The sequence below is a fragment of the Lysinibacillus sp. NPDC098008 genome, from assembly GCF_044760715.1.
Taxonomy (GTDB): Bacteria; Bacillota; Bacilli; order Bacillales_A; family Planococcaceae; genus Lysinibacillus.
The window spans coordinates 1-12,304 of record NZ_JBIWBA010000043.1; the positions used below are offsets into that span (position 1 = coordinate 1).

Annotated in this window: 11 protein-coding genes; 9 read left to right on the forward strand and 2 right to left on the reverse strand. The window is 33.9% G+C overall.

Annotation, left to right across the window (positions count from 1 at the left end):
- The first annotated feature begins 508 nt into the window (after positions 1-508).
- A complete protein-coding gene (locus tag ACIQVU_RS19630; protein ID WP_402896912.1) occupies positions 509-1,603 on the forward strand; it encodes an S-layer homology domain-containing protein in 1,095 nt (364 codons plus the stop codon).
- 42 nt (positions 1,604-1,645) lie between these two features.
- Here ACIQVU_RS19630 and ACIQVU_RS19635 read toward each other — a convergent pair whose 3' ends face one another.
- Positions 1,646-2,131: a hypothetical protein gene (locus tag ACIQVU_RS19635; RefSeq protein WP_402896914.1), complete on the reverse strand. Its 486-nt coding sequence runs from the start codon at positions 2,129-2,131 to the stop codon at positions 1,646-1,648.
- A gap of 166 nt (positions 2,132-2,297) precedes the next feature.
- Between ACIQVU_RS19635 and ACIQVU_RS19640 the strand changes: the two genes are divergently transcribed.
- The 3 genes from ACIQVU_RS19640 to ACIQVU_RS19650 all read left to right on the forward strand — a co-directional run bounded on the left by ACIQVU_RS19640 (position 2,298) and on the right by ACIQVU_RS19650 (position 3,545).
- Complete coding sequence (locus ACIQVU_RS19640) at positions 2,298-2,531, forward strand: helix-turn-helix domain-containing protein (RefSeq protein ID WP_402896916.1); 234 nt, start codon at positions 2,298-2,300, stop codon at positions 2,529-2,531.
- 125 nt (positions 2,532-2,656) lie between these two features.
- Positions 2,657-3,007, forward strand: a complete 351-nt coding sequence (locus ACIQVU_RS19645) for a hypothetical protein (protein WP_402896918.1) — start codon at positions 2,657-2,659, stop codon at positions 3,005-3,007.
- A gap of 235 nt (positions 3,008-3,242) precedes the next feature.
- Positions 3,243-3,545 (forward strand): hypothetical protein, encoded by a 303-nt coding sequence (locus tag ACIQVU_RS19650; protein WP_402896920.1) that lies wholly within the window; start codon positions 3,243-3,245, stop codon positions 3,543-3,545.
- An 838-nt stretch (positions 3,546-4,383) separates the two neighbouring features.
- Here ACIQVU_RS19650 and ACIQVU_RS19655 read toward each other — a convergent pair.
- On the reverse strand, positions 4,384-5,763 hold the full coding sequence (locus tag ACIQVU_RS19655) for a hypothetical protein (RefSeq protein ID WP_340808435.1): 1,380 nt from the start codon (positions 5,761-5,763) through the stop codon (positions 4,384-4,386).
- Positions 5,764-6,715: 952 nt separating this feature from the next.
- Between ACIQVU_RS19655 and ACIQVU_RS19660 the strand changes: the two genes are divergently transcribed.
- From ACIQVU_RS19660 to ACIQVU_RS19680, 5 genes are all read left to right on the forward strand, one after another.
- Positions 6,716-6,922 carry a TetR/AcrR family transcriptional regulator C-terminal domain-containing protein gene (locus ACIQVU_RS19660; RefSeq protein WP_340808434.1) on the forward strand — a complete coding sequence of 69 codons (207 nt, stop codon included), beginning with the start codon at positions 6,716-6,718 and terminating at the stop codon, positions 6,920-6,922.
- Positions 6,923-7,127: 205 nt separating this feature from the next.
- Positions 7,128-7,913, forward strand: coding sequence for a nucleotidyltransferase domain-containing protein (locus ACIQVU_RS19665; RefSeq protein WP_340808433.1), 786 nt, complete (start codon positions 7,128-7,130; stop codon positions 7,911-7,913).
- 122 nt (positions 7,914-8,035) lie between these two features.
- On the forward strand, positions 8,036-9,277 hold the full coding sequence (locus ACIQVU_RS19670) for a vWA domain-containing protein (protein WP_340808432.1): 1,242 nt from the start codon (positions 8,036-8,038) through the stop codon (positions 9,275-9,277).
- A gap of 126 nt (positions 9,278-9,403) precedes the next feature.
- The gene (locus tag ACIQVU_RS19675) at positions 9,404-10,372 is read left to right on the forward strand and encodes a GNAT family N-acetyltransferase (RefSeq protein WP_402896922.1); all 969 of its coding nucleotides are present in this window, start codon (positions 9,404-9,406) and stop codon (positions 10,370-10,372) included.
- Positions 10,373-10,776: 404 nt separating this feature from the next.
- Complete coding sequence (locus tag ACIQVU_RS19680; protein WP_340808430.1) at positions 10,777-12,189, forward strand: alanine/glycine:cation symporter family protein; 1,413 nt, start codon at positions 10,777-10,779, stop codon at positions 12,187-12,189.
- The last annotated feature ends 115 nt before the right edge of the window (positions 12,190-12,304 follow it).

A 12,304-nucleotide genomic window follows, 5' to 3' on the forward strand; every position in this document is an offset into this window, starting at 1 on the left:
GCATAAGAATTCATGGAACCCTTGGATATGAAAGCCCAATTGAGTACAAACATAGACACCTTAAAAAAATTGTCTAGTTTAGTGTTGACATACCAGAGATTGGTTATATTGAAATTAGGTGCGATACTCGCAATATTGCTCCCCTATTAGGTAACTGAACTTTTAAAGGTTCAGTTCGGCAATAAGTAGATCCATGTGGAATCACCTCGCTTACCAGGCTTCGGGTGATTCTTTTTGTATGCAATACATCTTCATCAAATGGTTTCATGGTCTTTTACACCCCAATAATTTTACTCCTCAATTAGTTCCAAAGCATGTTGCAAACTAAACAATCACACAATTAGGTAGCGTAAACTTATCGTAAATAGTCAAGGATGACTTTATAGAAATATGGTAATATAGAGTTAAATTTGCCTCTGAGGAAGGAGGGGAAACATATGTTTTGATGATAAGAATCTTAAGAGGTAAGGTGTATTATTTGAATTGTAAAGGAGATTAGTGGTTTGTTATGAAAAAGTTATTTTCAATATTCATTATTTTATTGATGTTAACTTCTATTGGTAATGAAACCATTGTTAATGCAAAAACTGTATTTAAGGATGTTAATGAAAAGTATTGGGCCGTGAAAGAAATTCAATTTTTGACGGATAAAGGAATAATTCAGGGCTTTGGAGACGGAACATTTAAACCAAATGCAAATCTCACAAGAATTCAGATAGCATTAATGGTAACAAGAGATGGAAATTATGATTTGAAAAATAGACCAGATCCACGATTAAAGGATATTAATAAGGACTATAAATACTATGATATTGTATCTACAGTTGTATCCGAGGGAATTTTCAAGGATATTATAAAAAATGGTGAGTTCAAACCGAATGCCTATGTTACAAGAGCTGAAATGTCATCGGTTTTGGCAAGAGCCTATCATTTAAAAGGTGAATCTTTAAAACAGTTTAAAGATGTGACTCAAAATCATTGGGCTTATCCATACATACAAGCTGTAGCATTTCATCGAATTGCAACTGGTTATGGAGATGGAACTTTTAAACCGAATAGTTTACTAACAAGGGCAGAATTTGCTGTCATGATGTCAAGAACGATAAATGATAAGTTTAAACCAAAAGATCCGTATGCTCCGCCAGCAGGTTGGGTAGCTCCAAAGATTAACACAACGGCTACTTCTGATAAAGCCAAAAACGCTCAAATCTTAGACGAGCAATTAGGCTTCTTGAATACGGGTGGTACGGGTGCTATTTACAACCCGTTTAAGAAAGCATATGGCGACACGCCGATTAAAGTGTTCCTTGATGACCAACCATATGATGCATCTATTCAAATTGACTTCTGGAGAAGCCAAGATGTTCCTGAATATAACAAAATCCCTTATGTTGCAAAAGAACTATTCAAATTCTACCAAGTTCCACAAGTCTATGATATTGTGAACAAAGGATTTACAGGAACAAATATTCAGAATGAAATGAACAAAATGTTGAAATTTGGAAATCGTCAAGTAAAGATTACGGCTGTTGGTGACTCTGCGGTTATCTTTATCGGAAAACCTGGTGTAAAATATGATAATAATTGGAATGTTATTAAGTAATCATTCTCTTAAGAAAGTAGTGCAGCGGGGCTGGCACTACTTTTATTTATATCTATTGATAAAATCAAGAAGGGCTTGAGCTACAAGGTCTTGAAGCGTCAAAAAGGGGTACTTTTCCTCGCAAAATTTAACAAACTTGTCGTAAATCTCACTATTCATCTTAATGCTTTTGTTCATATATTTTGCCTTTTTACTGTAGACTTGCTCATCCAGTATTAACATATTTCTACTATCTTCATGATGTCTAATGATTGCTTTTAACACTTCCATATTCTGTTCAATAAAACTAATTACATCTTGGGACTGCTGATGATTGTTACTTATCATGCTTTTGTCCCGAATATATTTGTAATATTGATTATCCCGCTTAATATAAACATAGTCTCCATTGGTCATTTCTTTGCTAAAAGAGGATTCGGGGACTCCTATCTTCTTTGCTATTTCTTTTAAACTACTATTTTTTAGCATTTTATTGATAATATCAACTCTTTCATCTGGGTGGGTGTTGTAAAACTGTTCCCTATCCAATCCGATACATCTCCTTTCTGATAATGAAGTTGTTATATTATAGATTGCTTCGTAGAAATAATTCGAAAACTACTGTAGTAAAGTAATAGTTTTTTTACAAGAAGCTATGATAAATGGATACAGTACATCAGGTTTCTTTTTAGAAAAGCAGGGAAGGTGATAGGAATTGTATAGTGAAGATTTATTTGTTGAGGGCTTTGCCAATGAATTACGTCGGAAAAGAGAAGAGCAGTCATTGAGCTTTAATCAGTTGGCAGAAAAATCAAGTGTAAGTGCTTCTTTTATTATGAGGTTAGAAAAGGGTAAACGTAAAAATGCCAGTATTGAAGTAATATTTAAGCTTTCAAATGCATTGGGAATTGAAATAGGTAAGTTAGTTGAACAGTCCCGATTGGAATAAGTTTTGTTAAAATAACTCATGTTGACTAAAAAGAACATGAGTTATCTTTTTGACTATATGGAATATTTTGACAAACGATATTTTTTCCCTTATACTATGGAGGTTAAAATTCATGGAGGGGAAAAATGAGTAGTGATAATATAGAATTATTAGAACAAATGGCAAAACAACTTAGAGGTACAAAGGAAATACAAGAATTAGATTGTAGTTTAAAGCGACTAATGGATGTTATAAATGTGCTAAATAAAATCTTTATCTATTCCAACGAAACCACTGAAAATGTTTACATAGATGAGGAAAATTATAATAAGCTCAAACATTATAATCGAAAGGAACGTAGTATCATAATTAATAAGGCATTAAGAGATTACTTTGCTTTTGAATCGGAGCTTAATCCTCTATTACTGAATTTTGAATCAACATTCGAATCAGTAAAAAGTCTATTAGTTGCCTACGATGAAAAGAAAAATGGGTAAATTCCACTACCATCAATTTAAAATTAGCTACTTACAGATAGCAGTCTACGCATGTGAAGTGCTGTGTGTTGCTCGAAAACCAGAGTTTATATTTCTAAGTAATCAAGATGTAGATGCATTGGTTAAAGATTTATGGATGAAGGAAGAAAATGGAGAATCTTTATCAAATGCTGATATGAGGAAATTATTTTTATTGCCTCCAACGAAGACATAAGTAAAATGTTCGGAAAGAGTTTTGGATTTTGCTCAAATCGCAAGTAAAATTCCAAATAAAGATATACCAACGAAGGCTCTTTCATTTATTATAACCGTTTCGCATAAATTTTTATCGGAAGACGAAACCAATAAAATGTTAGAGGTGATTAAAATGACACCATTATACGAAGAAATTATGAAAAGAAGCCAAGCAGAAGCGTTGGATAATATATTTAAAGCAATTGAACTTCTTAAAGAGCATAAGGAAATTGATTATATAGCAGAAAAAACAAATCTTCCCAAAGAGCGAATCATTTCGTTAAAAAAGCAAATACAACAATAAAAAAGATAAAAGAGGATTTGGTTAAATGGTTTAGGTGTTCCTTTTAGAATCTCAATTATTTAATTATAGTGTGAAAAAGGCTTTCTTTGGTATGATGAACTCTAATGGTTTTGCTATGTTGTTCAAATGATTCGGTATGCGATTGACTATGATAATTCTCTAAAAAACTTGATAAATCAATAAAAAATAGGGTACGAGAACCATGATTCTGTACCCTATTTGTGTTGCTAATTCAATTTTTGTGATCCAAAGGAGAACGTCTTAAATAAAACCAATGCTATTTATTTTATGTTTGGACTCCCTTACTGTGTTTTGCAATGAAAAAATACACAGTAGTGCAATTGCAAATGCAGAGTGTTGCAACTTGACACGGAGCCTCTGCGAGCATGATTAAAAAGCCTCGGAGCCAGCTATATCAAGGGCTGGCTTTTGCCTAAACGAGGCTATCATGCCCGCCACTCCATGTAAAGTTACAACGCCAAGTGTATTGCAATACTCTGCACTTTTATTTTGCATTACACACTTACGAAATGTATTATGGCTTACACATTTTCCTGTGCTTGTTTGTATCTTTCCTTTTCTGCATATGCCTAAGCCATAAAATACTTCCATTGCCTTTAGATTGATACGGTGAACCACACCATAAATAAGTAAGTTTTATATTTAACTAAAAAAGATAAGAACTACAAATAGTTGATCCCATTAAAATAAGGCAAAAAAATATTCATTAACAAAAACGAACTAGTACGTTGAGCTTTAGATAGCGCTTCGTAGTAGTTCGTTTTTTTTATCCACTAAATAGCTTTGATAATAGACAGATTAGTTGGGCTCCTGTCTGTTATTTTGTTAAGTTACAAAAATATTTTGCGTGGGTTTCGAAGAGAGTTTGTAATTCAGTAAATGCTTGTTCAAATTCATGAGCTTCGATAAGGGCATGGATTGATAAGAGTTCATTTTTATAATGAGGTAGGAAATTGTGATACCAGCGATTTTCTTTGGATGAGTAGTTTTCTAGTGCTTCAAAGGCTTTACGGACATAGCGTTTAGCATTATTGTCGTATTCCTTTCGTCCTTTTTGAATAATATTCATTTTTTTGTATTCTCCAGTTTCAGGATCAAAACCTTCAAATTCGTAATCTGCATATGCATACATAATTTGATTTACTAAAATTTTATTGTACAAAAACTCTGCTCCACTCTCACAGCTTTCATAAATATTTGCTAGTATTGTTAAGATAAAATGCATATTCTTACGTAATAGCATACTAGCTTCTTTTGCATCTTCATCGTTTGTGATTGTGTTTTTTAGCTGGTTCCAAGCATATTTAGAATGCCAGCTAATAACAGGACCATGTTTTTTCTCATACTCCATTAATTTTTGTACATCTGCATAAGTCATACGATTATTCTTTGTAGCTTGTTCAGAAACGGTCATAGGCTGGAAGTGAGGATCATGTCTAAAGCCTAAAGATATAGGTCCAATATGGTCAGCACTTACATGATGCTTGTTGAATTCACGCATTAATCGGTCGGCAGCCTTCCAATTTCCATCAGACCAGTTTTCATAGGCACGGCGGTCCTGTCCATATCTATTTAAATTAGATTTAGCGCGACCTTTATCTTGAGTTCCACGACAACAACGATTGTATGAGTGGAAGCCATCAAGACGATCTGGGAAATTAGACATTGCCCCAGGACCAAGGAATTTTTTTGATGAGCCGATAGCCATTACAGTATTAATGAGAGTTGGTAAATCATCATTTATATTCAGTTGGTTGCCTAGCACTTTTGATAAGGCTTCAAAAAATTCAATATTGGCATTTTCCTTTTCTACCTTCATCCTAACTCGGATGTCCTCAAGGTAGTTCATTTCGTAACCTTTTTTCTCCATTTTTTTGATAAACCCGTTATTTGGATACACATACTCTAATGACAATACTGTTCCGCAAACTTGACATGGTTTTTCTTTCATTGGATGTATAGCTAGTGCTGTCTTTGCTCTCCATCCATCCTCTGGTGCAATGTTCAATTCCGAACGCTTAGCATCTAACCAGGCAATTCTTCCTGAACCAATATCACTTTTAGCTGGCGCTAGCCAAACTGGATGTCCATTTTTATCCAAATTATATGGGATTCCACTATAGATTGGGTGATTTACAATAAATCTTTGATAATCTTCAAAGCTCTGATGCATGTTTCTTTTAATTCGGCTCATCATTAAATTCCTCCAATCAATTATTTATGTCTATATAATATCAATGTATTTATATTATGTCTATATATAATATATGTCTAAATTGTGAACATGGTAGGTTGTTGAAACATAATTTACCTGACAGCGAACAGCTAATATAAAAAGGCAGGAGCTGTTAAAAATAATGCTCCTGCCTTTATTATTGAAAAGTATTAAAAATTTTTCTTTATTCCTCGCCTGCTTTACATGCTTTAAAGCAGTAAAAGAAAAATAACATAGCTCCAGCAATAACGGATGCTCCTCCTAATCCAGATAATAGGCCGCCAATTGCCTCCATGCCTAATACTAATAGTGGTACACCAATTATATGCAGCCAGAAATGTATTTTTATTACCTTTCCATATTTAGGTGATCTATAAATCGTGTAAACAATGCCAAATAGAGCAGATGTTACCCAGCCAACTCAATTTATATGGGCGTGTAGTGAGGTATACTGAAAATGGCTTGTAAACCCCGTAAAATTAAAGAAATGCTTGAAATTTTAATAAAATATTTCTCCTAGGTTATATTAAAAAATTACATGCTATGCAATTCATATATAAGACATTCCTTTAACAGTGGCGGTTGCTATAAATGAAGTAATACAAATAATTGTAATACTTACAACAATACCAATAGATAAAGACATCTATCTCATCTTTCTTTTATGAAACTAACGGTGTTAGATTACGGCGTTGTTAGATTAATATAAAAATGATATATTTGTCAAATAAAGGGGGGTCTTTGGAGAATAAGAATGGTAATGAACAATTGAAAATAGATAAAGCGTCTATTATTCGTTGTGCTATGGAGCTTCTTCAGGAAAAGGGTATTAAAAAACTATCCATTTGAAATGTAGCTGATAGATTAAATATAAAAGGCGCCTCCTTATATTGGCATATAAAAAATAAACAGGAATTGCTTGAATTGATAGCAGATGAAGTATGTAAAAAAGGTTATTTATCCAAATGATCAGGATTCATGGGAAACGCAAATGATAGAGCTGACGAGTCAATATAGAAAAATATTACTTCAAGTACGAGATTCGGCTTATGTACTTATTGAAACACCACCCATAACGCCATTCCGTTTAAAGCTTATCCAAAAAATATATGACTTATTTGAACAATTAGGCATGAAATAGAGGGTATCTTTTCGGCATCATGGATATTAAATAACTATGTAACTTCATTTGTTATTGAAGAGTATAGGGTTAAAGAAAGTACATCAGCTCCTATAAAAGGTTTCCCATTTGATGTTTCTAGCATGGATATGGATAAAGAGTTTCAATTTGGATTAGAGATATTAATAGCAGGATTTAAAAGTAAGGTATAGGGGGGAAATGTAAAATGAAAGCTATAATTCAAAAGAGGCTGCTAGAAATAGAAGAAAAATATAAAGTAAAAATTTTGTATGCTGTTGAATCAGGTAGTCGAGCATGGGGCTTTCCTTCCAAGGATAGTGATTATGATGTTCGTTTTATTTATATTCATCAGCCAGAATGGTATCTTGCAATTGATCCTCAAGGAATTGGCAGCAAGCGAGATGTTATTGAGGAGCCAATCAATGATTTATTAGATATAAGTGGTTGGGAGATTACAAAGGCATTACGTCTTTTTAGAAAAAATAATCCGCCGCTTTTAGAATGGCTAAGAAGCGACATTATTTATTATGAAAAATACGCATTTATTGACAATCTTCGTGCGCTAGAAACGGAGGTATTTTCTCCAAATGCAATGCTTCATCATTATTTAAATATGGCAAAAAATAATTATCGTGAATATCTACAAGGATCAGAAGTAAAAATCAAAAAGTATTTTTATGTACTACGCCCAATATTAGCTTGCAAATGGATAAGACAGTATAATGCAGTTCCACCGATTAGCTTTCATACATTAATAAAAGAAGCAGCTTTAACAGATGAATTAAACGTAGAAATCGACCAACTATTAAAGCGCAAGCTACAAGGTGATGAACTAGATATTGAACCACGTATTCAAATAGTTAATGACTTTTTAGAATTAGAAATGGAGCAAATTTACACATATATTCACTCACTGAAAACTGAAAAAAAGAACCCTACAGCAATATTAGATCAATTATTTAGAAGTACATTGAAGGAAGTTTGGGGTTAATGTTAAGGTATTTCTCAAAATGTAATAAGTAGTCATCTATCTAAAACTTTGATAGATGGCTATTTTTTGCTATAGCAAATGTTATAATTTTCTTAAATATCAGTATATAAAGGGGTTTTGATATGGCTAATAGTATGTCCCTACAAAAGGGTGGCAATACGGTTCTTGCAGAGAGCGGCATGATTATAGTGGAAGTGCAATGGAATTCTACATCTGTATTAGATGTAAGCACTTTTTTAGTAGGCGCTAATGGTAAGGTTCCATCAGATGATTATATGGTATTTTATAATCAAGAAACAGAGCCAGAGCGAAGTGTTTGGTTAACAATGAATGAAATGAATAAGGTAGTTTTTACGATTCAGCTAGAGCAGCTTTCACCAACTATTCAGCATTGCTTTTTTACAGCAACATTAGAAGGAAATGCTACATTTAATACTGTTCAAGGGTTAAGGATTACTGTAAAAAGTGCACAGGGAGAGGTTTGTTATCAAATTGATGATGCTACTGAAGAAAGGGCATTGGTTTTAGCAGAAGTATATCGACACCAAGCGAAATTTAAGTTCCGAGCGATTGGCAGAGGGTTTAATGGTGGGCTAAAGCCTTTAGCTGAATCGTATGGGGTAGAGGTTGAAGAGCCTGAAACCCCGTCCGCTTCCCTTGAAGAGCCTATTCAAGAAGTTAATTTAACAAAAATTGATTTACTGAAAAAGAAAGTTTCAATTTCATTGGAAAAGAAAAATATTGCATTTGAAAAGTCGCGTGTAGCAGTTGTTTTTGATGCATCAGGCTCTATGACACAACTATATCAAAAAGGCACCATTCAACGTGCCTTTGAACGAGTATTAGCTGTTGCTGCCTGTATGGATGATAATGGCGAATTAGATGTTTGGTTCTTTGGTTCTAAATTTATGAAGGCAAGAAGTGTAACAGAAAGAGATTTTGAGGATTATATTCAACAAACATATCCTATACCTAAAATGTTTGGTGGTCTAGGTGTAGGAAATAATGAGCCACCTGTCATGAAGGATATTATCCATCACTATGTAAAAAAAGAGCCTAGAAAGGATATACCAGCATATATTATCTTTTTCAGTGATGGTGGAATTTATAAAGATAAGGAGATTGCTAAAATTTTAACTGATGCATCTAAACAAAATATATTTTGGCAATTTATTGGTCTGGGAAATGCAAATTATGGTGTTCTACAAAAATTAGATGATTTACCAGGAAGATTTATTGATAATGCTGATTTTTTCGCTTTAGATGATTTCGATAAAATATCAGATGAGGAGTTATATAATCGACTGCTAACGGAATTCCCTCAATGGCTGAAAGAGGCAAGAGCAAAGGGGATTTTGCATTGAGATGGTGGTTTTATAATTCCTAATAATTTTTTGAGGACGATTTTATAAAGGTTTTATTGCTGAAAAGGGGGAATAACAATGAATATATATGGCTTCAAATCAATTTGTCCTGAGGATATACCCGCAATGGCTGATTTATTAATACATAGGCAAACGTTTGAGGGAGAGGTGTTTCCATTTCTAAAAAATAGTTGTCTAGATGTTAAATATGCAACGGATATACTTGAAAAATTGTTTGTTAATCATAAAGTCAGTGGAATAGGAGCTTTTACAAATAATGAACTAGTAGGTTATATAATCGGAGAGGTCAAGATTGACACCCTCAGAGGCAGGCATATATGGGTGCCCTACGAGGGAACAGCCATTCGAATGGATCAATCCTCTGAGCTTATAAGAAATTTATATGCCAAAGCTTCAAAGCTATGGCTTGAGCAAGGCTGCTTTATGCATTACACAGTTGTACCTCTTGGTAATCAAGTGTACTATGATGCCTATCAATGCTTAAGCTTTTTTATTCAGCAAGTACACGCGATAATGGACATGAAGGATTATCAGCCTTTTAACAATGTATCTGATGCAGAGGTTAGAAGAGCTAATAAAATGGATAGCGAAATGATAGGAGAAATGTCTAGCATCATTCAATCATATCATACTGCTGCCCCTACATTTGAGCCTGCGTTACCTGAAATGGTATCAAATATAAAAGCTGCATATAGCAATGTAATAGAGGAAAGTGATGAAACATGTATTATTGCAATAAAAGATAAGAGGGGATTAGGATTCCAGGAATATTGCCCTGTTTCCGCCAATTTTATGACACCTGATAATGCGATAGAGTTAAGCGTTGCAGGTACTCACTATTCTCAAATGGGGAAAGGCGTTGGTAAAAAGCTTATGAATGAAGGGTATAGAATGATGCAAGAAAAGGGATACGATAGCATGATAACAGATTGGCGCATCACAAATCTTGCTTCTTCAACATTCTGGCCTAAGTGTGGGTTTAAGCCAGTCGCATACAGAATGGTTCGATATATTGATAGTAATATTACATGGGCCAATTTTGATAATCCGAGTATAAAAAGCATTTTGGGATAGATAGTTAAAAGTTTAACGAAATGAATATAGAAAATGGCGAGAATGATAAAATGAACCTTCAATCAGTGGGAGGTTCCTCATCCCCACTTCAACATGTTGGTTTTATCCGATGTTTTGAAGTGGGGTTAAACAATAAAAAGAAAATCCCTCCTAGCTACTCTAATAGAAATAAAAGTCAGAATTTTAACAAACATGCTAATAGAATAATTAGCATGTTATAATCAGCATGGTTGAAATAGTAAAATACTTTAATTTATGCGTAGTTGTATTTATTGAAAAAAGTGGTAAAAATCAGAGATATCTTATTTTTAAAGGTGGAGTCATTGTATAGCACATAGTAGTGTTTACAGAGCGACTTTATTTTTTTATTTTAGGAGATACTTTGAAATAAAGGAAGTGAAACTATGGATTGGTTTGGTCATATACTTGGTGAGATTAATACACTTTTATATTCGTATGTATTAATTATCTTATTAGTTGGAGTAGGTCTATTTTTTACTCTAAAAACGAAATTTATTCAATTTAGATTGATACCAGAAATGTTTAAACTTATTACAGAAGCAGCACCAAAAGATAAGTCAGGTAAAAAGGGTATATCCTCTTTTCAGGCTTTTACAATATCTGCTGCCTCTCGAATAGGAACTGGTAATATTGCTGGTGTTGCAACAGCAATTGCCCTTGGTGGTCCAGGCGCTATATTTTGGATGTGGATGATTGCTCTAATTGGTAGTGCTTCTGCATTGATTGAAAGTACGCTAGCACAAGTGTATAAAGTGAAAGACAAAAACACGGGATTGTTCCGTGGTGGTCCAGCTTATTATATGGAAAAAGGTTTAAATAAAAGATGGATGGGTATTCTTTTTGCCATTGTTATTACTATTACTTATGGCTTTATTTTCAATGCAGTACAAGCAAACACGATTTCAATTGCCTTTGAAGAAAGCTTCGGCGCTAATCGTATTATTATAGGTTTAATAATGGCAGCTTTAACGGGCATCATCGTCTTTGGCGGATTAAAGCGAATTGTTAACTTTACACAAGTCATTGTTCCTGCTATGGCAATTTTATATATTATCATCGCGCTTATTATTGTCATCCTAAATATTTCGGAGCTTCCAAGCATCTTTATGTTAATTATTAAGTCTGCCTTTGGATTGGAAGAAGCCTTTGCAGGAATGTTAGGGGCAGCAATCATGAACGGCGTTAAACGTGGCTTGTTTTCCAATGAAGCAGGGATGGGCTCTGCACCGAATGCAGCAGCAACAGCATCTGTTTCACATCCTGTAAAGCAAGGTTTAATTCAAGCGTTAGGTGTGTTTATTGATACATTATTAGTTTGTACAGCAACGGCTGCCATCGTGTTGCTTGGTGATGCATATGTCCAATCTGATGCTACTTCGGTAAATTTAACGCAAGCTTCGTTAGTCAGTAACTTAGGTGATTGGGCAGGAAGTCTATTAGCAGTTATTGTATTCATGTTTGCCTTTAGTACAGTTATTGGTAACTACTACTATGGTGAATCAAATATTGGATTTATGAAAGAGTCAAAAAATAGCCTATTTGTATTTCGTATATTTGTCGTTCTTTTTGTTATGTTTGGTTCCGTTGCAAAGGTCCAGGTTGTATGGGATTTAGCGGATTTATTTATGGGTATTATGGCAATCATAAATTTAATCGCGATTTTGCAGCTTTGGAAAATTGCCAAGCCAGTTATTCACGATTATGTAACTCAACGTAAGCAAGGTAAAGATCCAGTATTTTATAAGAAAAACATACCGAATATTGGGGACGTTGAATGTTGGAATGAAGATGAATGAATAGAAGAAAAGCATTAAGTTATATATATATACGGTGAAAGAAAATTAGAGTTTCAAGCACAGCCTATTCACCGTATTTTCAGGTGTTTGATTAATCATTTGGATAAAGCCTTGG